The organism is Paenibacillus timonensis (assembly GCF_022427145.1).
Taxonomy (GTDB): domain Bacteria; phylum Bacillota; class Bacilli; order Paenibacillales; family Paenibacillaceae; genus Fontibacillus; species Fontibacillus timonensis.
Window position 1 is genome coordinate 1 of sequence record NZ_JAKSXN010000072.1, and the last position, 24,233, is coordinate 24,233.

Genomic DNA, 24,233 nt, shown 5'->3' on the forward strand with positions numbered 1-24,233 from the left:
AGGTAGTGCTCTTTTTGTATGCAACCTAAGGAAAACCTGCAAAAGTGCAGGTATTTTCGAGAAATTGGCTCGTTTTGAGCGAAAACCTGCAAAAGTGCAGGTATTTTTTCGAATCGAGGGCAATTCAGGTGTTTGCGCCTCAAAAGCCTGCACTTTTGCAGGTATTTTGATAAATCGGCAGGCATGCGCTCAAAAAAATGTATTTTTGCAGGAAATAAGGCAATCAACAGGGCCAATACCGCCAAAAATGCAAATCTCTTTTGTTGTTTTATCACGAATCATCATTCCTCTCTCCGATAGGTTAGAAGATCACGACAACCTACTTTACGTGTTATGCTAGTGATTTCCAGTGGCATTTGATATATTTACCATATCTATCAAGTAAGTGGGTTGATTGTGCAAGAAATCCAGGTCAAGCTGGCCGAATAAGAGAGAGTTGGTAGGGAATATTCCATAGGAGGTCCTTCATGAGCGAAACTTTTAATGAAAGAAATGAGATGAAGCGTCGGCACGAAGTCTTGTTCGAACAGCTGAAAACTTACCGGAATGAGTTACTGACGGAAGTAGAAGAAGTTACGGAAGAGGAGGCGGACCTTATTCCCGAAGGGTTTAACAACAACATCCGCTGGAACCTTGGGCATGTACTGCTGGATCAATACTTGTGGATTCAAGCGCTAACCAAGGAAGAGCTTCCGCTGCCGGCAGCTTTTAACGACTGGTTTGGGTTCGGAACGAATCCTTCCCGCTTTACCGTCGAAACGCCCAAGCTGCCGGAATTGCTCGGCTTGCTGCGGCGGCAGCCTGACGACATCCTGGAACGGAATCGGTATCGTTTGGAACAGGAATTTCCGTCGACCGACATGGGCATGCATACCATCGAACAAGTGCTGGTCAGAACGATATTTCATGAAGGCCTGCATCTGGGGGCCATTCAGGCCATCAAGCGGCAGCTTCACGCCTAAATGATGGCCGCGTCTTCCACCGGCGTACGAATTCCGTCACGCATATTCCCATCTATTTCATGTACAATAAGAAATGAAATTTTCAATAGGATTTGCATGAGGTTTTACAAGAAATGAGATAGATGGAGGTAGCTGAGCGGAATGAAGCCGATATTGGAAGTGGCTGCAGCATTTGGCATTGCCGAGGAATTTGTAGAGCTGTACGGACGGTACAAAAGCAAATTGGATCCTGGTTTACGGGATGAGCTAGGTGATCGGCCTGACGGGAAATTGGTGCTGGTGACGGCGATGAATCCAACGCCGGCCGGCGAAGGAAAAACGCTAACCACGATTGGTTTGGCGCAATCGCTGAACGCAATCGGGGCGCCGACCATTGCGGCGCTGAGGGAGCCGTCGCTCGGCCCGTGCTTTGGCATGAAGGGCGGCGCAACGGGCAGCAATAAAGCTCAGCTGCTCCCTTCGGAGGACATCAACCTGCATTTCACCGGGGATCTGCATGCGATTACGTCGGCGCATAACCTGCTCGCCGCGATGATCGATAATCATATTTTCCAAGGGAATGTGCTGCAGATCGACACGAACCGCATCTTGTGGAAACGGGCGATGGACATGAACGACCGAAGTCTGCGGCAGATCGTCGTCGGTCTTGGCGAAGGAAACGGGAGCGTGCACGAATCCGGGTTTATGATCACGACCGCCTCGGAAGTGATGGCGGTGCTGTGCCTCAGCGAGGATGCACGCGACCTTAAGGAGCGTCTGGGCCGCATGGTCGTAGCCCGAAATATGGGCGGCGAAGCGGTCACTGCCGAGCAGATCGGTGCCGTGGACGCGATGACCGTACTCCTGAAAGAGGCAATCAAGCCCAACCTGGTGCAGACGGCGGAGGGAACCCCGGCGATCGTGCACGGCGGGCCGTTTGCCAATATCGCCCATGGGTGCAGCAGCGTCATCGGCACGAAGACCGCGCTTAAGCTGGCCGAGATCGTTGTGACCGAAGCCGGGTTCGGGGCCGATCTAGGCGCAGAGAAGTTTTTCGACATCAAATGCCGGCAGGCCGGCCTGAAGCCGGATGCTGTCGTACTGGTCGTTACGGTAAAGGCGTTGAAATATAACGGCGGAGCAGCCAAAACGGAGTTGGACCAACCGAATCCGGAAGCGCTGCGGGCCGGGTTGTCCAACATGAAACGGCACTTGGAGAACCTCCGGAAATTCGGCGTGCCGGTGATGGTCGCGCTGAACCATTTTGCCAGCGATACGGAAGAAGAAATCACGCTCGTAAAGGAGGAGTGCGGCCGTTTGGGGATAAAAGCGGAACTATCCGACGTATGGGCCAAAGGCAGCGAGGGTGGAAGGGAATTAGCGACAACCCTGCTTGGCATCCTAAAACAGGAGACGGCCCGTTATACGCCGCTATACTCCGACGAGTTGGACATCAAGGCCAAAATCGAGACGGTGGTAAGAGAGGTTTACCGCGGGGACGGCATCAAGCTGAGCGCCAAAGCCGCAGCTCGAATCGAGGAGCTTGAACGGCAAGGCTTCGGGCGTCTGCCGGTTTGCATGGCGAAGACGCCGTATTCGTTCTCCGACCAGGCGAATTTGTTAGGAGCTCCCGAGGGTTTTACCGTGCAAGTCAAGGATGTTACGTTATCGGCAGGCGCCGGCTTTGTCGTCGTCCATACCGGCAGTATCGTTACGATGCCGGGGCTGCCGAAGGTTCCGGCCGCGGAGCGGATCCGTCTAGACGAACGCGGGGAAGTCGCGGGTTTATTGTAACCTTAGGGCAATTGACACTTCCGATATCTTCTGGCAAACTCTACATAAACATGGGGCACAAGAGGATCGCCATTCGATGAAAAGAGGTGGGTTTGTGGAGATCAGACCATTGCGGGCGGATGAGTTTGAATCTAGCTTGAGCTTGTCCGAATATGCTTTTCAATATAAGGTGAAGCCGGAGGAAAGAGAAGAGCAGCGGAAATCCTTTATTCCCGAACGTTCCTGGGGGGCGTTTGAGGGCGGCGAGCTGCTTGCCAAGCTCATGCTGCTGCCCTTGCATCTGTACGTACAGGGGCGCCCCGTCCCCATGGGAGGTATCGCCGGCGTGGCCACCTGGCCGGAGCATCGGCGAAGCGGGCTTGTTAGGGAGCTGTTGACCGCTGCACTCCGCCGCATGAACGAGCAAGGGCAACACCTGTCCTGTCTACATCCTTTTTCGATTCCTTTTTACCGGAAATTTGGCTGGGAAGTGTACACGGATTACAAGAAATATACGATTCCAATCGATAGTTTTCCGTCCAAGTCGTACGCGTCCGGCTCCGTGAAGCGGGATGTGAAAGACATTGAGCTGTTGAACGGAATCTATCACGCATTTGCCCGGCGCTATAACGGAATGCTCGTCCGGGACGAGGAGTGGTGGAAGCGTTCGGTATTGGGCGACCGGAACCACACTGCCGTTTACTATACCGAATCGGGACAGCCGGAAGGGTACCTGCTCTACCAGGTAAAGAACGGGGAGCTTGTCATTGGCGAATTCGTATTCCTGAATGAAACGGCCCGCCAAGGTCTATGGGCGTATTTGGCCAACCACGATTCCATGGTGACCCAAGCGGTATTCGACCGCGTACCGGCGGATGACCTGCAACCATACCTGCTGCGCGATCCGCGCTGCAAGCAGGAAACCGTGCCATATTTCATGGCTCGGATCGTTAATGCGGCCGCGTTCGTCGCGGACTATTCGTTTACCTCACGGGCTTCCGCCGGCCCGATTCGACTTGGCCTGCGAGTTGAAGACGGGTTTGCCCCCTGGAACGGGAGGGATTGGCAGCTGGAGGTGTCCCCGGAAGGAAAAGGGAACTTATCGCCGGCAGATCCGGTAAAACCCGGGCTCGCCTGCGACATTCAAACGTTGACGGCGATGCTGCTGGGCTATAAACGACCGCGGGAGATGTTTGCCTACGGCAAATTAAGCGGCCTGGAAGAGGATGCCGAAACGTTAGAACGGTTGATACCTATCAGCCAAACGGCGTTGCTTGATTTCTTTTAATTCCCATTCTTGGAGCGATTGACCGATCCTTCGCTGAGTTCAGTGGAGGATCGGCTTTTTTATGCCTCCGATCAGAAAAATTCCAACCTGAAATCGCAAAATTGCCTCCTCAAAAACCACCTCCGTTTTCGCTAGACTAAAGGTATAAATTCGGATGCAGGAAAGGATTCAACCGCAATGAAGAGAGGAAAATGGTTGGCTGTTCTGCCGGTTGCCGCCATGATGATTTCTTTGCTGGGCGCCTATGGCGTAATCAATGCGGCGAATAACGAGGAGAGTAACGTTTCGGGCATGACCGAAGGCAGTCAAGGTTCCCCCGTCGTGCTGACTTTCTGGGCGCTGGGGAATACTCACTACGTGAACTTGGCCCAAGAGTATATGGCGGAGCATCCCAATATTAAGATTAACATCAGCATCATGACCGATAAATTCGTGCATCAGGACCGCATGGAGTCCGCCTTGTCCGCCGGATCGGGCGCACCGGACATCTTCATGCTGGATCAGGATTTTATGGAGCGTTTCGCAGACGCGCAGGACCAGTTTTATAACCTATATGATTTGGGTGCGAAGGGCATCGAAGTGAATTACTTGTATTGGGCTTGGAAACAGGCTACATCAGCGGACGGTTCCTTCCAAATGGGCCTGCCGGCCGGGATCAATCCGACCGTCATCTACTACCGAACGGATTTATTGGAACGGGCCGGACTTCCAACCGATCCCGAGGAATTTAGCGCCGCGATCAACAAATGGGACAAATTTGCCGCGGTGGCGAAGCAGTTCACGGAAGTAACCGGAATTCCGTTTGCTGATTCGACGGACTTGGTGTTCAACGGCCTTCGCGATCAATCAACGGACCGGATTTATTTCAACAAAGTCGACGGCACCTTTATCGGCGATGCCAATCCGCAGGTGAAAAGGGCGTATGACTTTACGACAAAAGGCATTCAGGAAGGGTGGATCGGCAGTTGGGCATTGGGGTCCCCGGAATGGGAAAAAGCGATCCGCGAGGGTGATGTCGGCATCATCCTCGGCCCGACCTGGATGGAAGAAACGATTCGCAGTGCCGAGGGTACGGCAGGAAAATGGCGGATCGCCCAGATTCCTGAGGGCTCCGGCAGTTGGGGAGGTTCCTTCCTGGCACTGCCGAAAGAAGGTAAACATCCGAAGGAAGCCTACGATTTCATCACCTGGCTGACAAACAAAGACAATCAGTTGAAATCGTATAAAGCGAGCGGAGTGTTGCCATCGATCCCGGCGGTGTATAACGAACCGGGATTTCAAGCCGAGAAAGACGATTTCTTTGGAGGCCAGGTGATTTCGGAAGCATACGCCAGATCGGCACAACGCGTAAAACCGGTTTACTATGGGCCGCGATTTGAGCAAGTGGATACGCTGATCAAGAACGCGCTCCGGGATGTACTTGAGAACAAGGCGAATCCGCAAGCGGAATGGGATGACGCTATGAAATCGGCCAGAAATGCGGCTTGAGCCTAAGCCATATAACGATACGATGAACCTGAATTCGCAAGGGGCTTGCCCTCTTGCGAATTTCGCATTGCCAAGGAAGCAAGGGAATCTGGCGTGGCATGAAGAATAATAAAAGTAGGAGATGCATAGGAGGAACGAAATGAAGCTTCGTCGAAAAATCTTGCTGGCTATTATTCTTCTCGTCTTTATTCCCGTCATCCTGATGGGTTCCATCTCGTATTTCAGCTTTTCGCGGGCCATGGAGAACAAATCGAACAATTTCTACTGGGTCTCCTTGCTCGAAACCGACCGTAAGCTGAAGTTTGCGCTGAACGAAGTGACGACCGTATCCAATTCGGCGATCGCACAGCCGTTAATCCAGAAGCTGGTGAAGCAGGCGAATTTTACGGTGACCTATGAGCAGAAACAAGACATCAATAATCTGATTAACCACCCGATGATCACGTCGTTCGGGCTGTATTCGAAGGACAAGCTTCAGTACCAATTCAATGAGGCGATGTCCATCAACGAATTGAAGCAGCAAAGCTGGTATGGGGCCATGGAGGCGGCCGAAGGCCGTCCGGTTTGGGTGGGCCCGGGGGAGAACGGCTCCGCGGCCACGGGGAAGCCGGTTCTGATCCAAGCTCGCCTGATTAAGGACTACTACTCGCTCGAGGATATCGGCGCTTTAGTCATCTATGTGAAGCCCGACATCCTGGACCAGGTATTTTGGGATGCCGCGACCTTAAAGCAGGGCGATATTCTGCTCGTCAACAAGCTGGGAAATATCGTGTTCGACAAGTCCGGTTCGCATATCGGGGAACGTACGGAATTTCCTTTTCTGACCCAGGAGGAGCCGGAAGGGAAAGGGTATTATACGGCCAAATATCAGGGCGAAAAATCGTTGATTACTTACTTGCCTTCGCATAACAAAGATTGGTATCTGGTGGCGATTACGCCCAGCAAGCTAATCGCTTCGGAATCGCTGTCCATCCGCAACATCGCGATCGTGCTGGTGCTGGTTTCGCTCATTTCGGCCTTCCTGTTCGACCGTTTCTTCGTCCGCCGGCTGGTGCGCAGCATTATCGGTGCGGTTAATGGGATGAAGCGGGTGCAGCAGGGGATATTCGTGCCGATTACGTCCGCAGTGCGCAGCGAAGACGAAACGGATTTGCTGGTCGATGGCTTCAACCGGATGAGTACGCAAATTTCTGAGCTGATTGAGCAGGTGCAGACCGAGCAGGCGCGAAAGAAGGAATTCGAGCTTCAAGCGCTGGTCGCCCAAATCAATCCGCATTTTATTTACAATTCGCTGGAGTCGATCAATTCGCTGGCCGTCTTGCAGGGGAACAAAGAGATTAGCAAAATGGTGGTCTCGCTTGGCAAACTGCTGCGGATCAGTATTAGCGAAAACCAGCAATTGATCACGCTTTCGATGGAAATGGAGCATGTGCGGCATTATCTGGACATTCAGAAGTTTCGTTTCGAGGACCAGTTCGACTACCACATCGAGATACCCGAGTCGTTAAAATATTTTTTGACCCAGAAGCTGATCGTGCAGCCGATCGTGGAAAATGCGCTGTACCATGCGATCGAACCGATGCAGGAGAAAGGGCTGATCTCGATTACGGCGAAGGAAGACGATCGGGACATTATGATCGACGTCACGGACAATGGGCCGGGCTTCAGCTCGGACACGCTAATGAATTTGTGGAGTAAAGACGGGGGCAATAAAAATTACCGGGGCACCGGCGTCGGGCTCAAAAATGTGCATGAACGGCTGCGTATCCGGTTTGGCAGCCGCTACGGCATCCTGATATGCTCCTCTCCCGGGCACGGATCCACCATCCGCATCCGCATTCCGAAGCTCCTCCACGAATCGACGGGAGTGAGACGATAATGCGGGCCAAAAAGGGGGCGGATGAGATGAAAAAATGGTTTTTGAACTGGGGTTGGATCGCGGTTTACGCCGTCGTGCTGGCCATTTCCGTATTGATCATCGCTGCTGACGGGCACGAGCCGATCGAGGAGAAGCAGTCCGAAAAAGTGACCTTGACCTTCCGCCACTTCTGGATCAAGGAGCATGATCGGCAGATGCTGGATATTGTCGAGGACGTCGTTGCCGAATTTCAGGAGACCCATCCTAACGTAAAGGTGAATTTCGAGGGAATGGACCAGACCGTCCACCGCGAGCAAAAGCTGAAAAGCGAAATGGTAACCGGAACGCCGCCCGATATGTTCGTGTTGTTCGGGGGGGCAGAAATCGAGCCTTACGTCCGCTCCAACCGGTTGATGGACTTGACCGATTTCGTGCAGAAGAACGGACTTCAACAGGAGTTTCAGGACCTGCATCTCTGGACCTTCGACAATCATATTTACGGCTTGCCGATTGAAGGGAACGCGGAGCCGCTGTTTTACAACAAGGACATTTTCCGTCAACTGGGCTTGGAACCGCCGCAAACGCTGGACGATTTAAACAAGGCCGTGCGCGTCTTGACCGAGCATCAGATCACGCCGTTTGCGCTGGGGAATGAGGAACGCTGGCCGGCGGCCATCTTCGCCCATTATTTGATGGACCGCTATGCCGGTCCCGGGCTGATCGACGAGCTGGTCCAAGGCGACGAGTCGTTAAGCTTTCAAAACCCTTATTACTGGAAAGCGTTTAAGCAACTGAAAACCTGGATCGATGAGAACGCCTTCTACGAGCCGGCCAACGACCTGTCGACGGAAGAAGCCATCGAACGGTTCACCCGCGGCGAGGCCGCGATGTACCTGAACGGGAGCTGGGATATTAACCTGTTCCACAACGAAAAGGCACCGGCCGGGTTTCAAAATCAGGTCGGAGTGATCCCTTTTCCCGCACTAACGGAAGGAGGCAGCCAATCGATCGCCGGAGGCTACACGATCGGGATCGGTTTATCCTCCAATCTGGAGGAGTCCAAATGGGAAGCGGCACAGGAGCTGTTGAAGGCTTTTTATACCGATGAAGTGCAGCGGCGCATCGTTTATGAGGCTTTGCGTATTCCTTCGATGAAAATTACGTACGATTCGGAAAAAACGGGACCGGTCTTTGCCCAAGTCGTGGACATGATGGAGAGAAGCAGCCAAAGCTTCGTCCCTTACGATAACGTGCTTCCTCCCGAGGTAAACAAAACTTTCCTCAAGGTGTTGGAGGAAATGATCGGCAAGCGGGCAACGCCCGAGGAGGCGCTGGAACAGATTCAACAAACGTCGGAGCAATACTGGCAGTTGCGCAGAAGCTCGCTGCCGGGTGAGACGGCTGGAGGTGCAGGATGGTAGCCAAAGGAGAGAAATATCGGGTTATTTTGGTGGATGATGAACCGGTGATTTTGCGCAGCTTGAGAGTAGCCGTGCCCTGGGAGGAGCTGGATCTGGAGATCGTCGGAGAGGCGCGGGGCGGCGAAGCGGCGCTGCAGCTCGTCCATGAGCTGTCGCCGCATATGATCATTAGCGACATTCGCATGCCGGGGATGGACGGGATTACGTTGATGAAGGAAGTGCTGGCGGAAAACGCGAACCGGCTGTTTATTTTTGTCAGCGGCTATGGGGAGTTTGAATATGCACGCGAGGCGCTGCGGGAAGGCGCATTCGATTATCTGCTGAAACCGATCGACCATGACGAGCTGATCGAGATGATCCGGCGGGCCAAGAAAACCTTGGAGAAACAGATGGAGAACGACAAGCTGCTGCATTCGGTGCAGGTGCTGTCCATGCTGGCGAGGGAGCGCATGTTTGCCGAATTTATCGAAGGCAACCAAAGCCAAAGCCATTTACAGCATATGCGCTGGTTGGAGAACAGCGAGTTGATGCAGGATTATTTCATGGCGGTGATCCAATTGGATCATTTCGTCAAGCTGAATGAACAGTGGTCGCCGGAGGAGCGGCGGCTGTGGTTGTTTGCGGTCCGTAACATTTTGGGGGAATGGTCGATGGCGCACGGGGCGCTGACGATGTTTCCTTTTCATGGCGGAGAGTGGGTATTGCTGTTTCCAAGCACGCTCACGAATCAAAAGGAGGAGCTGGGGAGCGATGTGATCCGGCAGCTTCAGCTCAATACCAAGCTGTCCTGCTCGATCGGGTTCAGCCAAACGGCGGCGGGGCTGGAGCGTTTGAGCGAGGCGTATCAAAGCGCCACTCGAGCTCTGTATCAGCGGTTCTACAGCGATCGGGCGGGCGTGTTCATCGATCACCCGAGCCGGGAAAGCGGAACCGACCGGGAGGCCAAATATCCGAAGCATCTCGAAGCGGTGCTCCTGGATAGCATCCGGACGTTGAACCGGGAGCGGCTGCTGTCCGCCCTGGATGAAACGAAGCAATATCTTGAGGAGCAGGCCTTCTCGAAGGAAGCCGCCGAGCGGATCATCGTGGAGCTGACCGTGGTCATGTTCCGGCAATACGAGCAGATGAACCTCCTGTCGGAGTGGTCGCTGGAGGGCTTGCTGCAGGAGCTGCAATCGCTCGGGACGCTGCATGAAATGATCGGGCTGCTCAAAGCGAATTTCGGACGGTGGATCAGCGAAAGCCAGGATAGTCAGTTTAAGGACAATGTGCAAACGGTGATCGCCAAAACGCAGGAGTACATTCTCAGCAACTACCATAAGGATCTCAGCATGGAGGAGGTCGCGGAGCGGGCCGACTTGAGCATCAGCCACTTTTGCCTGCTGTTCAAGCAGGTGACCGGCTACACGTTTCTCGAATATTTGACGGAATGCCGTATCGAGAAGGCCAAGTATATCCTGAAAAACAGCCACGTCAAAGTATTCCAGGTGGCCCCGATGGTCGGTTACCAGGACCCGCGCTACTTCACCCAGGTGTTCAAAAAGGTGACCGGCATGACGCCAACGGAGTTCCGGGAGCTGGGGGCGTAGGTGGGGATGGATGGGCAAACCAAAAAACCTGCATTGGATGCAGGTTTTTTGGGTGCCAATGAATAACTGCGTTGCTGCAGTTATTTGCAAGTATTCTGGACAAAACAGCTGATTAGTTGCGGAGCTGCAGTTATTTTCTGCGTTTTGGTGCAGATTGGGCCTTTTCGGCGGAAATAACTGCACTATTGGCGTTAATTTTGTTAGTAGCTGCTGATTCAAGAAAAATAGATGCATTCTTGCCGCTAATTTTCTTGATGCTGGTTTCTGATCAGGATCGGGCAAGCAATGTATGCCAAAAATCAAATAGATTTTTACGTAAATCGCGATATCAACGGAATGTATTCGAAATTTCATACACATTTACGCATCAGGGAGACTTTAGACTAGAATCTGTATGAAAAACCGAATATAATTCGGATTTTTGGCCGTCTGCTCCGAAATGTGTTCGAAAAATCGAATACATTTCAGCTTTAGAGCCGTTTGCGGCGGAAGAAGGCCACGAATCCGGCGGCGCTCAGCAGCACCAGCAGGGAGCCGCCGGTGAATAGCACCTCGCCGCCGCTGGTGCCTGCGGCCGGAGCGGCGGCTCCGAACCCGCCGCGGCCGCCTTCCATCGGGGCGCCGCCGGGGAAGCCGCCGCCTTGGGTGCGGCCACCGCCCGCGGCATCGCCCGGCGCACCGGCATCGCCCGGCGCACCGGCGTCGCCCGGGAACCCTTCCGGGGGCTGAAAGCCCTCCGGAAGGGCCGGGGGCCCGCCGGCCTCGCCGCCCGCGGGCGGCGGTGCGGCCTGGCCCGTGCCGCTTGCTGCGCCGCCGCCTTGCGCGGCATCGCTAGCGCTGCCGCCGGCCCTGGCCTGCGGCACGCTCTGCTCGGCGGCGTCGCCTTGGCCGCCGCCTGGCGCCGCAGCGCGGGCGTTCCGCCAACCGCCAAAGCCGCCAAAGCCGCCGCCGCTGCCCGAGCCGTCGCCGGACGAGGCGATCGTGCCGTCGAGCTGTTGCCGGATGCTCTCCACCTGACTAGCGTTGGTGGTGATCAGCTCAGGTACAGCCTGCTCGTATTCATCATAGGTGTAAAAGGCCGTCGGATCGGCCTTCACGTAAGGCGAGATCAGCTCCGATAACGCCGTCACGCGAGCTGTGAAGTTGTCGTTCGCCAGGTAGCCGTCGATCGCCTGCTGCAGCCTTTCGTGGTACTGCTCCTTGTAGTCCTCGACCGCCAGCAGTTTCGCCACCAGCGGCCGTTCGGACAGCGCGCCTTGCGTCGGCTCGTCAATCAGCAGGTTAGGCTGGCCATCGGCTGCATCGCCCTGAGTCGCATCGCGCAGAGTTGCGCCGTTCGGAGCGCCTGCCCCAGCCTCAGCTTGCGGCTTGCCACCGGCCGCTTCACTTGGAGCCGTATCGCTTGCATCCGCCGCCGCATCAGCGCCGCCCGCTCCGGCGCCGAAGTTCGCATCTCCCCGGCCCAATCCGCCGCCGCGGCCCATTCCCATGTCGCCGCCCATTCCGCCAAAGGCCATGTTGTAATCCCACGGCAGGATGGAGAAGACCCCGTCGTCCTCGTACAGGTAATAATTTTGCTTGTTGCTGCCAAGGTAACTGTCCATATTGTTCGTCAGCACGTTCAGCGTAATGTAGCCCAGCGCGTCCGGGACGTTGATGTATTTTTCAAAATCGTTGCCGTTGTTCAGTTCATCCAGCATCCCGATCAAAATATCGCCGTTCGTCGTTTCCGATTTCTGCGCCAATCCGGTATAAGCCGACGGATCGTCGCCCAGCCAGGTCAAATCGCTGCCGCTGCCGGTCATTTCCCCTTTGTACAAGGCTCCGTAGGCATTGCCGAAATGCCGCTCCAGATAGGCGTCGCCAATCTGCTCCACCGCCAGGTAGAACCCCCACAGTTCGTCATTGACGTACACATTCACGTACGAATATTTTGGCGTAGGCAACCCCATCTTCTCGGCCAGTTCGTAGGTCAGAAACTCACGCATGTAGGTGGCGTCGCTGTAGTTGTTATTTAAATTGATCTTCTGAATGCCGTCCAACGTTTGATTCACATATTCGTCAAAAGACAGCTTAAAGCTATACCGGTCGGAATCGGTCATCTGCACGACGCTGCGGAGACTCAAATTACCTTTGGTGCGGATCCCGACGTTATCGAAATGCCGCCCGTTGTAATCAACCGATGCCGTCTTGAATTCCTCGGCGCTGGCATTGTCCAGCATGTCCTGGAAATCCGCCTGGTCGATCGTGATTTTCACGTCGACCACCTGGTCTTTGGGAAACACCTCTTCATCCAGCTTTTTCTCTTCCGCAGAGACCGCTCGCTCTTCGGCGGTTCCCATCTGACCGTTTGTACCGGCTACCCCGGAATTCATCGCTTCACAGGCGATCAAGCCCAAAAACAACAGCCCAACGCAAATCCAAAGCAACAACCGGGTTCCTTTACGCATCATTCTCCTTCACCTCCGGGTTCCGCTAAGTCACGTAGTCGCCGTTATAACTGATCAAAACGGCATTTTTGACACCGCCGAGCTCGGTAATTTGGTTGACGAATTTGCCTTCCTGATCGCGCAAGCGGACTTCCAGCGTCATTTCGATGTTGCCGGAGGTGACGGTTTTTTGCTTCACGTTGTAGCGTTTAACCATCTGCACGATGTGCGTATGAACCAACTGCTCGCTTTCCTCGCTCTCACAGTTGACGACCAGCAGGTAGGGCGTTTCCAACGAACTGCTCTTGATGAACAGGAACAAGATCAGGCCGATCACCGCGGAACCGATGGCGGCCAGCGCATAAAACCCCGCTCCTGCGACGATCCCGGCCGCTGCCGCCCAGAACAGGAAAATCAGATCGGTGGGGTCTTTGATCGGCGTACGGAAACGAACGATCGACAGGGCGCCGACCATCCCGAGCGACAGCACCAGGTTGGAGTTGACGGCGATGATAACCATCGCGGTGACCATCGTCATGCCGATGAGCGAGACGTTGAAGCTTTTCGAGTACAGCACCCCGCTGAACACCCGCTTATATAAAATGTAAATGAAAAGCCCGATGAGAAACGAAACGCCTAACGTGATCATGGTTTTGCTAACGCTGATGTCCGAAGCGAAGTAGTCCAGAATGGAATTTTTGACGATATCGCTAAAATTGGTCGTTGTGGTTGCGGTGATTGCTGCATTCATGAATCAATAATCCTCCCATGCGTTGGTCTTCAAATATTTGCGGCAAATGACGTATTTGGACGCCGATTGCTGCCTGAGGCCCTCCAATTGCAGGGCGGCCCGAAGAACTTCGGGAATGTACCCGTCGTATTTGACCTCCAGAATGATCAACTGGTCGTCGATGGCTGAGACAGGCCGTAACTCACGATCGAACAGGTTGATGGCGTGAAGCCCGGTCCGCAGGTCCTTGTCGAACGTGATTCGCACATTGCCGTTCGGGCACACAAACGGTTCGCGCACATAGTCGACGATCACCCGCGGAGCGAGCAGCAGCTGCTTCATTCCGCGGTACAGCTCAAGCAGCAGCGGCTTATCCGGCACGTTCAGCACTTCGGTGCGTCCGGCCAAGATGGCGTCCACCGTCTCCCGGTTTAACCGCTCTTTCACCTTGGCGATATAATCGCCGGTTTTGATTTTTTTCTCGAAATGAATCAGGTCGTCCCGCTGGTTGTAAATCCGGATCCGGTACTTGCGGCGGTCATGGATGCCCCCCAATTTGTCATACAGCGCGGAGTTGTTGATGTCGTCGAAGTAAAGGCTGCGAATATGGTATTCACCGCTCTGGCCCGCATGCTCGTCATGCCGAGCTAATCCTCCCAGCCGCTGGCGGAGGACGTAGTACTGGTGGCGGTTGATCATAAATTTCAACTCGTGGCGGTACTTCAGGTTCTGGTTCAAGTTCAAATTCAAATTCAAATTGCACCTCTTTTCTCGAGAACCGTTTGAATGACGCCATCTATCCTATCAAGGCTCCCTGATTGTCCACTTAATACAAACTGAAAAACAACTGAAAGTTTTAACGCTGCGTTGACAAATGTTAAAATGTGTAAGTCCGGAGATTGACAGAGGACGACCTCGGGCCGTATTTTAAGGGAAATTCATAAGGAGATTTTTTGCATGAAAGGTCGGAGAGCGATGATTTGGCTTGGGGTACTGATTTTTGCATTGCTGCTCGGGGGCGTTATCCTAGGTTGGCCCCAAATAATGCCTTCCAACGAATCCATCTCCGCTGTATCCAAACCGGAGTCGATCGTTCTGACGATCGGCGGGGATGCGCGGACGTCGATGGCGTTTACCTGGCAGACGGAAGGCAAGGCAGGGGATGCGGGGATTCTTCAGCTGTTGGAAGGGACAGGTCCCATCTCCTCCTGGAACGATTCTGAGGTACTTACCATCAAGGCGGAGACCACCGGGATCGAGATGGCCCACGGAAGCGGCAATGGCGGGCGGTATAGCGTGCATAAGGCGTTGGCCACCGGGCTTCGCCCCGGAACGGCGTACGTCTATCGCGTGGGCAACGGGCGGGAGGGCGGCTGGAGCGAACCGGCCAACTTCGTGACGGAACCGGCGGAGCCGCAGGCCGTTACGTTCATCAACGTATCGGATTCCCAAGGAGAGAGAAAGGCTGATTTCAAACTGTGGGCGCGGACACTGGACAAGGCGTTTCAAACGTTTCCGGACGCCCGTTTTATCGTGCATAACGGGGATTTGACGGAGAATCCGGAAGAGGTGGAGGGCTGGAAATGGTTGTTCGGGCAAGCTTCGACATGGCTGACCCGAGTGCCGCTGATGCCGGTGGCGGGCAATCATGATGAGGTTTCAGGGGACGCTTCGTCATTCGCGTCGCATTTTCGGTTGCCGGAGAACGGGGCGGAAGGAGCAACGCCTGGGACAACGTATACCTTCGATTATGGATTCGCCCATTTCATCGTGCTGAATACGGAATCCAACCTCAAGCGGCAGACGGCTTGGCTCAAGGAGGATTTGCGCAGGAACCCCCAGCCTTGGACGATCGTGGCGATGCATCGCCCGGCTTACGGCGGGAATCAGTACGACAAGATTGAGGATTGGATCCAGGCGTTTGACGAATATGGCATAGATCTGGTGCTTCAGGGCCACAACCACGAGTATACCCGGTCCTATCCCCTGCGGGACGGGCAAATCGCCCCAGACGGCAAAGGGACCGTCTATGTCGTCACCAACACGTCCGGTCCCAAATTTAATGTTTTGAAAAAAGACAAGTTCTACCACGCCGTGCATTCCCAACCGAACCAGCAGACGTTTGCCGGAATCACCGTAAGCGAGCGGATGCTGACTTACGCGGCGTATACCGTGGACGGCGGGAAGCTGGACGAGTTTACGCTAACTCGTTAATGGCTGATGCTTTCCGAGCCGGTGATCGGCCGGGTCGTCTCTTGCGGCTCTTCCTTGGCCGGCTGGTTGCGACGGAGCAATAATCCCAGCACAGCGCCGCCCATCGCCACGAACATCATAATGAAAAAGGTGTCGTCGAACCCTTTCGCCAACGCGGTCGCCGCCGCCTGGCGCATTGCTTCGGCCGATCCGGCCGCCGCTTGGGTCAAGTCGCCAGCGGTTTGGGCCGCTTGCGCGGCGGCGGCTTTCATTTCATCCCCGCGGAACGTGGCTCTGGAGGTCAAGATGGTCACCAGCGTGGAAATGGCCAGGGAGTTGATGACCTGCTGCATGGAGTTCGTCAGCGATGTCACGCGGTTGATCAGCGGTTTCGGCGCTTTGTTGAGAAGATGATTGTTCATCGGCATCGTCATCATGCCCATTCCGGCTCCGCACATGATCAGCGGCAGGATCAGCTGATGGCTTTCGGTCGTCAGATCCACGTGCGAGTATTGGAACAAGGCTCCAGAAACCAAGCTGAGTCCCAGTACGACCAGCCAACGAACGCCGATCCGGTCGAACAGGATCCCGGCGATCGGCATGATTAGCCCGGAGGCAATGGCTTGCGGCAGCAGGGTAAGACCGGTGTCGAACGCGCCGAATCCGCGGGCTTGCTGCAAGAACTGGGGCAGCAGGAACAGCGCCCCGTATAAACCAAACTGTCCTACCCACTGGACGAAAATGCCGGCGCTGAAATCGACGGAGCGGAAGATGCGCAGCTCAAGCAACGGGGTGCGTGTTCTCAGCTCGGCGATCACAAAGGCAATCAAGGCAACGCCGCCAATGGCAAGGCCGATAATCGTTTTATTGGCGCTCCAGCTTTCCGCGCCTTGGCTGACGCCATAGGACAGGGAAGCAAACGCCAGCGGTCCGAGGATCATGCCCCATTTGTCGATGCCGGCGACGGGATTTCGTTCGACTTTCGGCAGCTTGAATATTCCGATAGCCAGGCAAAGGATCCCGACCGGAATGTTAATCAGGAAAATTAAACGCCATGTATGATACTCTACCAGCCAGCCCGACAGGACGGGGCCGATGGCCGGGGCGAACAGCACGGGAATGCCCATGATGCCCATGACGCCGCCCACTTTGCTGGCCGGGCTTAATTTATATACATAAGCCATCGCAACCGGGAGCACGCAGCCGCCGCCCAAGCCTTGAATGACCCGGAAGGCGATCAGCCATTCCGCCCGGTTCGGCGTCGCGCACAGCAGGGAACCGACGGTAAACAACACGACGGCGCCGAGAAAAATGGTTTTTGCTCCGAATCGGTCGGATAACCATCCCGATAGCGGGATGACGGAAGCCTGTGCCAGCATGTAACCGGTGACGACCCATTGCAGGGTCTTAAGATCGGTGCCAAAGTCGGTGGCAAGCGTCGACAAGGCCACGTTCATCGCCGTATTGTCCAGCACGACCATGAAGACCCCGGCGATGATGGCGAGCAGCGGCACGAGAATGCTCGATAGCTTAAAATTCGCGTGGTATGGAAGCGTCTGCTCCATGATTTTCTCCTCCTAAGCGGCGGTCGGGAGGCCTCCATTCCGTGACGGATCGGTATCGGATTGTCCCTAGGCCGGTATCTCTGTATAATGGGATTAGCAGCGCGGACAATTGTCCGTTCGAATCACGATACCTAGTTTACGGACAATTGTCCGATAAGTCAAATGCGTTTTTGGAATGGCGTAGGCAGAAAGGAAGGAAAGCGATGAATCAAGACAGGCGGGAGACCGACCTTTACCGGGAACGCATCCTGAAAGCGGCTCGGCAGTTGTTTCACGAACATGGCCTTGACGGCGTCAGCATGTACATGATCGCCCGCACGGCGGGGGTCGGACAAGGCTCCTTGTACCGGAGATATGCGGACATCGGCGAAATCGGGTCGGACCTGCTGAGGGACAACACGGAGAAACTGCTTAGCGATTTGGAAGCCTTGGCGAATGCACAGATCCGGCAGGTGGAGCGGGGAACTGACGATGAGGGCGTGCAGGCCGGAGAGAAAAGTTCGCATCTGGAGAACCTGCGAAGCGCGATTGCCCAGGTCGTCGATTTCACCGAAGAACACGCCGAGCTGCTGCTGCGGATCAAGTCCGAATTCACGGGCAAAAAGCAGCTCACCCAATTCGAGCATCCGATTTTTGAAAGGCTGAACGGTATTTTGACGGGCCTGTTCCGGCAAGCTGTCCAGGCCGGGGAGATCCGCGAGGTGGAGCCGCCGTTTATGGGCAGCGCCTTAACCGCGATCTTAAGCCCCGATTTATATTTGTACCAGCAAAAAGTCCATGGGAGCACGAAAGCAGAAATTCGGCGGGGCGTTCTGACGCTTGTCGATGCGCTGGCTTCACAATAACACAAAGCCCTTTGGGCACGGATGATCCTTCATCCTGTGCTCCAAAGGGCTTTGCTTTATATGGGGTTTAGGAAAGCTGCGCCTACACCGGAACCTGCCCGTCCCGGACCCGCGAGCCGGCCAGTTCCGGCAACGGCTTGCGTTCCGGCTCCGTGCCGCACAGCCCGGTGCATTCGCGGAAAGCGAAATGCCGGCAACCCCGGCACTTGTCGGCGTTGATGATACCCAGCGCATGGGTCAGCGCTTCGCCGGTGTTATCGAAGAAGTTCGTTTCGCCGATCGTCTCGTAGCAGCCGGTTTTGCTCATGAGCTTGTGCGGCTGCGCGCGAAGGCCGGAGACGAGGACGGTAATGCCGGCTTTTTGCAGCCGTTTGATCAAGGCGGCGAAATTGGCTTCGCCGGTCGTATCCATGAAGGGCACCTTGCCCATCCGGATTAATACGACCCGCAGCAGGCCGCCATCGATTTGCGAGACGAACCGGTCAAACGCCTGCGAAGCTCCGAAGAACAGCGGTCCGTCGACGGTAAAGATCGAGACCTGCGGACAATCGTGATCCTCGGTCACCATATGCGGCCGAACCTTCTCCCTGCCGGAAGCCGGGTCGGGCAGCACCTTGTCGACGGTCAACAGCTCGCCCATCCGTTTGACGAATAGGACCACTGCAAGCACCAAACCTACTTCGACGGCGGTCGTGAGCGTGGTGAACACCGTCAGCAGGAAGGTGACGAGCAGGACAAGCGTATCGCCGGTCCGCGTTTTCAGCATATGGGCGAACGCTTTGCGCTCGCTCATGTTCCAGGCGACGACCATCAGGATCGGGGCCATGCTGGCGAGCGGAATGTTGGAGGCGTAAGGCGCGAACAGCGCCACGATCAACAGTACGACGATGCCATGGATGATGCCGGACATCGGGGAGACCGCCCCGTTCTTGATGTTCGTCGCGGTGCGGGCGATCGCGCCGGTCGCCGGGATGCCGCCGAACAGCGGAGCGGCCATGTTGGCGAGGCCTTGCCCGATCAGCTCGCGGTTGCTGTTGTGGCGGGTGCCGGTCATGCCGTCCGCCACCACCGCCGAGAGCAGCGATTCGATGCTGCCGAGCAAGGCGATGATCAGCGCCGGCTGCAGCATCGGCACGACGCTGTCCAAGGACAACGTCAGCGGGTGGAGGCTGGGAAGGCCGCCGGGGATGGCCCCGTAAGCGGAGCCGATCGTCGTGACCTTGCCCGGAAACAGCCAGGCTGCGGCTAACGTGGAGACGAGAATGCCGACCAGCGAGCCGGGAATTTTCGGCAGGAACTTCGGCGTTAGCAGCAGCGCCGCCAGGCAGATGGCTGCCGTCAGAAGGCTATAGAAGTTCAAGGTGTGAAACTGCAAGGCGATCTCCTTCATGTTTTCGTGGAAGTATTCATGCCGTTTCATGCCGGTCAAGCCGAGAAAGTTGCCGATCTGTCCGCTGAAAATCGTCACCGCGATACCGGCGGTAAATCCGATCGTGACCGGCCGCGGGATGAATTTGATCAGCGTTCCGAGCCGGAGCAACCCCATCAGCACTAGAAAGATCCCGGCCAGGAAGCCGGCGATCAGCAGGTTTTCATATCCGTATTGCAGTACGATGGCCAGCAGGATCGGGATAAACGCCCCCGTCGGACCGCCGATCTGGAATCGCGAGCCTCCCAGCAGCGAAATCAGGATCCCGGCTACGATCGTCGTATATAACCCATACTCCGGCTTGACGCCGGATGCGATCGCGAAAGCCATCCCCAGCGGGATGGCGACGATGCCGACGATACATCCCGAGATCAAATCTTTACGCAAAGATGCCGCGCTATAATTACTGAACCTTCCTGTCCACTTCATCCGTTAAACCCTTCTTTTCATAGAAATCTGCAGCTCATGCAGCATGATCCATCCCGGTAAACAAAAAAGATCCCCCGCAGCCCGGCGGGGAAACTTGGGGTTCCTCATTATTGTTTGCGGATCCCTCGCAGCAAGGAAATCGATTCGACCAAATGATTATCGAAAATTTGCCGGGCTACCGCGAGCAAATCCTTCAGCAGCGGATCTCGCAGCGAATAAACGACCGTTGTGCCTTCCTTGACCGTGTTGACGAGATTTTTGGCGCGAAGAACGGCTAATTGCTGGGAGACGGCCGACCCTTCCGATCCGAGGATCGCTTGCAGCTCGTTGACGTTCCGCTCGCCTTCGCTCAGCACCTCCAAAATACGGATTCGCATCGGATGGGCGAGAGCTTTGAAAAATTCCGCTTTAAACTGTTGCAGGTTCGCGTCCATCGACTAAACTCCTTAAAATCTGAAATTTCATATCTCTGAATCTTTGCATATTTAACATCATAGCATGCACTGGGTGAGGTGTATAGGGAAAAATGTCACGGAACGGAGCACCATGGCGGGTGGACTTTTTCCAATTGAGGTTTGGCAAAGAGACATGCTATACTTAATAATGATAATCATTATCACTAGTGTGAGCTGGCGAACCTCTTTTCTTAGAACGGAGGCGCCGAATTCGATATAAAAGCCGTCCCTAGATGGAACGCATAGAGAAGAGGAGTCGAGACACGATGGAGCATCTATTAGAAGTAAAAGACCTGGCCATCTCGTTTCAAACCCGCGAGGGCGAGGTGCAGGCCATCCGCGGCGTCAGCTTTCACGTCGACAAGGGCGAGACGCTGGCGATCGTCGGGGAATCCGGTTCGGGCAAAAGCGTCACCTCCCAGGCCGTCATGCAGCTGGTTCCCCGGCCGCAGGGCGTCTATAAACGCGGGGAGATTTGGTTTGACGGGCAAGAGCTGACTGGCAAAACCGAGAAGCAAATGCAACGGATTCGCGGCAAGGAGATCGGGATGATTTTTCAAGACCCGATGACTTCGCTGAACCCGACGATGAAAGTAGGCAAGCAGATTACCGAGGTGCTTCTTACCCATGAGCAGATGTCCAAGGACGCCGCTTACCGGCGGGCCGTGGAGCTGCTGGGACTGGTCGGGATTCCGTACCCTGAGCGGCGGTTCCACCAGTACCCGCACGAGTTTAGCGGCGGGATGCGGCAACGGGTCGTCATCGCCATCGCGCTGGCCGCGAATCCGAAGCTGTTGATTGCGGACGAGCCGACGACGGCGTTGGACGTAACGATCCAGGCGCAGATCCTGGATTTGATGAAGGAGCTGCAACGGAAGATCGGCACGGCGATCATCTTTATCACGCACGACCTTGGCGTCGTGGCCAAAATGGCCGACCGGGTGGCGGTGATGTATGCCGGACAAATCGTCGAGACCGGTACGGCAGAGGAGATCTTCTATGATCCGCGGCATCCGTACACCTGGGGACTGCTGGCCTCGATGCCAAGCCTGGATGGGCAAGGTGGCGGAAAGCTGTCGGCGATCCCCGGCACGCCGCCGGATTTGATCCGCCCGCCGAAGGGAGACGCCTTCGCGCTGCGGAGCTCGTATGCGATGAAGATCGACTTCGAGCAGGCGCCGCCGCTGTACCAGGTCTCGGATACGCATGCGGTGAAGTCGTGGCTGCTGCATCCGCAGGCGCCGGCTGTTTTGCCGCCGGCCGTCGTGAGCGGGAAGCGCCGCCGGTTGCCGGGGGTTTACGAGGTCCCGGTGTTGGCGGAGGCTTAACGTAAGAGCGGCAAGGGACTATTTTTCCAGGGGGAGGAACCGGAATGTTTGTGATGACAAGGACGATGGTCATTGAGAAAGGGAACAGCGACAAGGTACTCGCGCGATTTAGCGCGGAGAGCCCGATCGATCAGATGGAGGGGCTGGTGGACATCAGCGTAATGGTTAACCGGAAAAGCCAGGACCAGGAAGAGGTCGTTGTGGTCATCCGCTGGGAGTCGCTGGAGGCGTGGAAGAAATGGGAGAAGAGCGACGCACACATCCAGGGCCACAAGAACAGCCGGGGGCAGCAGCCGCCAGCGTTCATTCTGAGCACGACGGTTAACCTGTACGATGCGCAGGTCGTGAAGAAAGGGAAGGCTTTTTTGAACGGCGCGTAACATGGTACACTTAAGTCGAATCGCTAGATGATAGATTGCTAGATTTCCGCGATTCGTGATTACTTCAAGGCAAGGAGACCTGAAATGAAGCTGGTTTCATGGAATGTGAACGGATTACGGGCCTGCGTAGGCAAAGGTTTCTTGGACTATTTCAAGGAGGCGGATGCCGATATTTTTTGCCTCCAGGAGACGAAGCTGCAGGAAGGGCAGATTGAGCTGGACCTAGGCGGCGATTACGAGCAGTATTGGAACTATGCGGAGAAAAAAGGCTACTCCGGCACCGCCGTCTTCACGCGGATCAAGCCGCTGTCCGTGCGCTACGGCATGGAAGAGGATTCCGAGCCGGAGGGCCGGATCATCACGCTGGAATTCGAGGCGTTCTACCTCGTTACGGTGTATACGCCAAACGCGAAACGCGACCTCTCCCGTCTGGACTACCGGATGGAGTGGGAGGACCGGTTCCGCGCGTACCTTACGAGGCTGGACGAGATCAAGCCGGTGATCGTTTGCGGCGACCTGAACGTCGCTCACATGCCCATCGACATCAAGAACGCGAAGTCGAACGAAGGCAATTCCGGCTACACCTTGGAAGAACGCGGCAAAATGACCGACCTGCTGGCGTCGGGGTTCACCGATACGTTCCGGCATTTTTATCCGGACCGCGAAGGGGTGTACAGCTGGTGGTCGTACATGCCGAAGATTCGCGAGCGCAACGTCGGCTGGCGGATCGACTACTTCCTCGCCTCCTCGCGGCTGGAGCCGCGGCTGCAGGATGCGGGGATCGACTGCCACATCTTGGGCAGCGACCATTGTCCGGTGTCGTTGACGGTGGAATGGTGATATAATCCAAGCTAGACGAAGAACGTCCTTATTTCCGCTCAAACTGCGGTTATAGGGGCGTTTTTTTATTTTTCTCAGGGAGAGGTGGTTCGGCAGTATGGACTTTGATCAGGCGCATCAAGCATTTATGGAGAAGCATCTGGCAAGGAGAACGGGAGAGCGTAAGGGGAGGCTGCAGCGGGGGCATCAATATGCGGAGAAGTTGCTGCTGCAAAACGTATGGTGGCCGTTGTTCGGCACGTTGGAGCATTTGCACCCGGAGTATGAGATTTATGATTGGAATCGGAAATCGCAATTTCTCGATTTTGCCTTTTTGCCACCGTACGGCCGCTTCGGCATCGAATGCGACGGGTTCCAGAGCCATGTGAAGGACATGGACCGGGAAAAGTTCAGCTATGCGCTGAACCGCGACACGTTCCTGACCAGCCTGGGGTGGAAAATGCTCCATTTCTCCTTCGACGATATCCAGTACCGTCCGGAGGTTTGCCGGATGCTGTTGAATTTGGCGGTAGGCCCCTATCTGCTGAAGAATCAACCCGGCTTGGGTGGCTCCGTTTCCGCGGCCGAGCGGGAGGTGCTGCGCCTTGCCTGGCATCTTGGCGGTTCAGTTCGTCCGCGGGACATCGCGGAGCATGACTCGGTCAACTTCCGCACGGCGCGGAATCGGCTGAACCGCTTGGTAGACAAAGGTTGGCTTCGTCCCGTGACCTCCGGATCGTATATTTGCCGATATGAGCTCACGGACCGATCGGCGGAGGGATTGGCTTAGAGAGGGAAGAGCTGCGCGTGGTGTAACTTATGGCGGAGGAAGAGAGAGAAAAGGAAGGGGAGGGGAAGTAGGGGGAGCGATATGGCAAGCAGGGCAAGAGGGAGTAGGTGGAGACGAAAAGTGTGATAGGCGAGGGGAAGTGAGAGTGGATGAGGGCGAAGAGTGCGGCAGTCGGGGGAAGTGAGAGTGGATGAGGGCGAAGAGTGTGGCAGTCGAGGGGAAGTGGGAGTATATGAGGGAGGAGAGTGTGGCAGTCGAGGGTTAAGAGAGAGTAAATGAGGTTGAAGAGTGCAGTAGGAGGTTAAGGGAGCGCAGAGAGAGGAGCGAAGAGTGTGGCAGGAAGGGCTAGGTGAGAGTAGTAGTTAATGAGCGAAGTCGATGAGCTATATGTGCGTACGAGGTAGCCTCCGTCGCCGAAATGTTGCATTTTGTACAACATTTTTGGCCTCAACAGCGGCGAATCCGAGGAAATGTTGCATTTAC

At 55.5% G+C, this 24,233-nt stretch carries 20 protein-coding genes; 14 read left to right on the plus strand and 6 right to left on the minus strand.

The annotated features are described in order from the left end of the window. From MJ257_RS21465 to MJ257_RS21500, 8 genes are all read left to right on the plus strand, one after another. On the plus strand, nucleotides 1–340 hold a 340-nt coding region (locus MJ257_RS21465), incomplete at its 5' end, for a hypothetical protein (protein WP_240271163.1). 157 nt (nucleotides 341–497) lie between these two features. Next, nucleotides 498–962 (plus strand): DinB family protein, encoded by a 465-nt coding sequence (locus tag MJ257_RS21470; RefSeq protein WP_240271181.1) that lies wholly within the window; start codon nucleotides 498–500, stop codon nucleotides 960–962. Nucleotides 963–1,103: 141 nt separating this feature from the next. Continuing rightward, nucleotides 1,104–2,735 carry a formate--tetrahydrofolate ligase gene (locus MJ257_RS21475; protein ID WP_240271164.1) on the plus strand — a complete coding sequence of 544 codons (1,632 nt, stop codon included), beginning with the start codon at nucleotides 1,104–1,106 and terminating at the stop codon, nucleotides 2,733–2,735. Nucleotides 2,736–2,829: 94 nt separating this feature from the next. Next, nucleotides 2,830–4,002, plus strand: coding sequence for a GNAT family N-acetyltransferase (locus MJ257_RS21480; RefSeq protein ID WP_240271165.1), 1,173 nt, complete (start codon nucleotides 2,830–2,832; stop codon nucleotides 4,000–4,002). A gap of 177 nt (nucleotides 4,003–4,179) precedes the next feature. Then, nucleotides 4,180–5,490 carry an ABC transporter substrate-binding protein gene (locus MJ257_RS21485; protein WP_240271166.1) on the plus strand — a complete coding sequence of 437 codons (1,311 nt, stop codon included), beginning with the start codon at nucleotides 4,180–4,182 and terminating at the stop codon, nucleotides 5,488–5,490. Between the two features lie 139 nt (nucleotides 5,491–5,629). Beyond that, nucleotides 5,630–7,369, plus strand: a complete 1,740-nt coding sequence (locus tag MJ257_RS21490) for a cache domain-containing sensor histidine kinase (protein WP_240271167.1) — start codon at nucleotides 5,630–5,632, stop codon at nucleotides 7,367–7,369. Between the two features lie 26 nt (nucleotides 7,370–7,395). Next, nucleotides 7,396–8,769 carry an ABC transporter substrate-binding protein gene (locus tag MJ257_RS21495; RefSeq protein WP_240271168.1) on the plus strand — a complete coding sequence of 458 codons (1,374 nt, stop codon included), beginning with the start codon at nucleotides 7,396–7,398 and terminating at the stop codon, nucleotides 8,767–8,769. Then, nucleotides 8,763–10,358: a response regulator gene (locus MJ257_RS21500; protein WP_240271169.1), complete on the plus strand. Its 1,596-nt coding sequence runs from the start codon at nucleotides 8,763–8,765 to the stop codon at nucleotides 10,356–10,358. The genes MJ257_RS21495 and MJ257_RS21500 overlap by 7 nt, the downstream gene beginning before the upstream one ends. Nucleotides 10,359–10,828: 470 nt before the next feature. Here the strand turns inward: MJ257_RS21500 and MJ257_RS21505 are convergent, their stop codons facing one another. Genes MJ257_RS21505 through MJ257_RS21515 form a run of 3 tightly spaced genes read right to left on the minus strand, consistent with a single transcriptional unit; the run spans nucleotide 10,829 to nucleotide 14,255 of the window. Next, nucleotides 10,829–12,811 carry a CotH kinase family protein gene (locus MJ257_RS21505; protein ID WP_240271170.1) on the minus strand — a complete coding sequence of 661 codons (1,983 nt, stop codon included), beginning with the start codon at nucleotides 12,809–12,811 and terminating at the stop codon, nucleotides 10,829–10,831. A gap of 22 nt (nucleotides 12,812–12,833) precedes the next feature. After that, complete coding sequence (locus MJ257_RS21510) at nucleotides 12,834–13,538, minus strand: DUF4956 domain-containing protein (RefSeq protein ID WP_240271171.1); 705 nt, start codon at nucleotides 13,536–13,538, stop codon at nucleotides 12,834–12,836. Nucleotides 13,539–13,541: 3 nt separating this feature from the next. Next, on the minus strand, nucleotides 13,542–14,255 hold the full coding sequence (locus MJ257_RS21515; RefSeq protein ID WP_240271182.1) for a polyphosphate polymerase domain-containing protein: 714 nt from the start codon (nucleotides 14,253–14,255) through the stop codon (nucleotides 13,542–13,544). A 219-nt stretch (nucleotides 14,256–14,474) separates the two neighbouring features. Between MJ257_RS21515 and MJ257_RS21520 the strand changes: the two genes are divergently transcribed. Further along, complete coding sequence (locus MJ257_RS21520) at nucleotides 14,475–15,731, plus strand: purple acid phosphatase family protein (protein WP_240271172.1); 1,257 nt, start codon at nucleotides 14,475–14,477, stop codon at nucleotides 15,729–15,731. On the opposite strand, the gene MJ257_RS21525 is transcribed toward MJ257_RS21520, so the two are convergent. Next, complete coding sequence (locus MJ257_RS21525) at nucleotides 15,728–17,275, minus strand: DHA2 family efflux MFS transporter permease subunit (RefSeq protein WP_240271173.1); 1,548 nt, start codon at nucleotides 17,273–17,275, stop codon at nucleotides 15,728–15,730. The genes MJ257_RS21520 and MJ257_RS21525 overlap by 4 nt on opposite strands. Before the next feature lie 203 nt (nucleotides 17,276–17,478). Between MJ257_RS21525 and MJ257_RS21530 the strand changes: the two genes are divergently transcribed. Continuing rightward, nucleotides 17,479–18,120 (plus strand): TetR/AcrR family transcriptional regulator, encoded by a 642-nt coding sequence (locus MJ257_RS21530; protein ID WP_240271174.1) that lies wholly within the window; start codon nucleotides 17,479–17,481, stop codon nucleotides 18,118–18,120. 82 nt (nucleotides 18,121–18,202) lie between these two features. Here MJ257_RS21530 and MJ257_RS21535 read toward each other — a convergent pair whose 3' ends face one another. Both MJ257_RS21535 and MJ257_RS21540 read right to left on the minus strand, forming a co-directional pair. Next, entirely contained in the window at nucleotides 18,203–19,978 is a 1,776-nt protein-coding gene (locus MJ257_RS21535) for a SulP family inorganic anion transporter (RefSeq protein WP_240271175.1), read from the minus strand. Between the two features lie 107 nt (nucleotides 19,979–20,085). Continuing rightward, complete coding sequence (locus tag MJ257_RS21540) at nucleotides 20,086–20,412, minus strand: ArsR/SmtB family transcription factor (protein ID WP_240271176.1); 327 nt, start codon at nucleotides 20,410–20,412, stop codon at nucleotides 20,086–20,088. A gap of 287 nt (nucleotides 20,413–20,699) precedes the next feature. On the opposite strand from MJ257_RS21540, the gene MJ257_RS21545 reads away from it, so the two are divergent. The 4 genes from MJ257_RS21545 (at nucleotide 20,700) to MJ257_RS21560 (ending at nucleotide 23,750) form a co-directional block, all read left to right on the plus strand. Then, nucleotides 20,700–21,761 carry an ABC transporter ATP-binding protein gene (locus MJ257_RS21545; RefSeq protein ID WP_240271177.1) on the plus strand — a complete coding sequence of 354 codons (1,062 nt, stop codon included), beginning with the start codon at nucleotides 20,700–20,702 and terminating at the stop codon, nucleotides 21,759–21,761. 44 nt (nucleotides 21,762–21,805) lie between these two features. Beyond that, the gene (locus tag MJ257_RS21550) at nucleotides 21,806–22,141 is read left to right on the plus strand and encodes an antibiotic biosynthesis monooxygenase (RefSeq protein ID WP_240271178.1); all 336 of its coding nucleotides are present in this window, start codon (nucleotides 21,806–21,808) and stop codon (nucleotides 22,139–22,141) included. 84 nt (nucleotides 22,142–22,225) lie between these two features. Then, on the plus strand, nucleotides 22,226–22,981 hold the full coding sequence (locus MJ257_RS21555) for an exodeoxyribonuclease III (RefSeq protein ID WP_240271179.1): 756 nt from the start codon (nucleotides 22,226–22,228) through the stop codon (nucleotides 22,979–22,981). 97 nt (nucleotides 22,982–23,078) lie between these two features. Further along, complete coding sequence (locus tag MJ257_RS21560) at nucleotides 23,079–23,750, plus strand: hypothetical protein (protein WP_240271180.1); 672 nt, start codon at nucleotides 23,079–23,081, stop codon at nucleotides 23,748–23,750. Nucleotides 23,751–24,233 lie beyond the last annotated feature (483 nt).

Coding starts and splice junctions, on each gene's coding strand:
- MJ257_RS21470 (WP_240271181.1), top strand. CDS start 498: ATGAAGCGTCGGCACGAAGTCTTGTTCGAACAGCTGAAAACTTACCGG.
- MJ257_RS21475 (WP_240271164.1), top strand. CDS start 1,104: ATGAAGCCGATATTGGAAGTGGCTGCAGCATTTGGCATTGCCGAGGAA.
- MJ257_RS21485 (WP_240271166.1), top strand. CDS start 4,180: ATGAAGAGAGGAAAATGGTTGGCTGTTCTGCCGGTTGCCGCCATGATG.
- MJ257_RS21490 (WP_240271167.1), top strand. CDS start 5,630: ATGAAGCTTCGTCGAAAAATCTTGCTGGCTATTATTCTTCTCGTCTTT.
- MJ257_RS21495 (WP_240271168.1), top strand. CDS start 7,396: ATGAAAAAATGGTTTTTGAACTGGGGTTGGATCGCGGTTTACGCCGTC.
- MJ257_RS21500 (WP_240271169.1), top strand. CDS start 8,763: ATGGTAGCCAAAGGAGAGAAATATCGGGTTATTTTGGTGGATGATGAA.
- MJ257_RS21505 (WP_240271170.1), bottom strand. CDS start 12,811: ATGATGCGTAAAGGAACCCGGTTGTTGCTTTGGATTTGCGTTGGGCTG.
- MJ257_RS21510 (WP_240271171.1), bottom strand. CDS start 13,538: ATGAATGCAGCAATCACCGCAACCACAACGACCAATTTTAGCGATATC.
- MJ257_RS21520 (WP_240271172.1), top strand. CDS start 14,475: ATGAAAGGTCGGAGAGCGATGATTTGGCTTGGGGTACTGATTTTTGCA.
- MJ257_RS21525 (WP_240271173.1), bottom strand. CDS start 17,275: ATGGAGCAGACGCTTCCATACCACGCGAATTTTAAGCTATCGAGCATT.
- MJ257_RS21530 (WP_240271174.1), top strand. CDS start 17,479: ATGAATCAAGACAGGCGGGAGACCGACCTTTACCGGGAACGCATCCTG.
- MJ257_RS21535 (WP_240271175.1), bottom strand. CDS start 19,978: ATGAAGTGGACAGGAAGGTTCAGTAATTATAGCGCGGCATCTTTGCGT.
- MJ257_RS21540 (WP_240271176.1), bottom strand. CDS start 20,412: ATGGACGCGAACCTGCAACAGTTTAAAGCGGAATTTTTCAAAGCTCTC.
- MJ257_RS21545 (WP_240271177.1), top strand. CDS start 20,700: ATGGAGCATCTATTAGAAGTAAAAGACCTGGCCATCTCGTTTCAAACC.
- MJ257_RS21550 (WP_240271178.1), top strand. CDS start 21,806: ATGTTTGTGATGACAAGGACGATGGTCATTGAGAAAGGGAACAGCGAC.
- MJ257_RS21555 (WP_240271179.1), top strand. CDS start 22,226: ATGAAGCTGGTTTCATGGAATGTGAACGGATTACGGGCCTGCGTAGGC.
- MJ257_RS21560 (WP_240271180.1), top strand. CDS start 23,079: ATGGACTTTGATCAGGCGCATCAAGCATTTATGGAGAAGCATCTGGCA.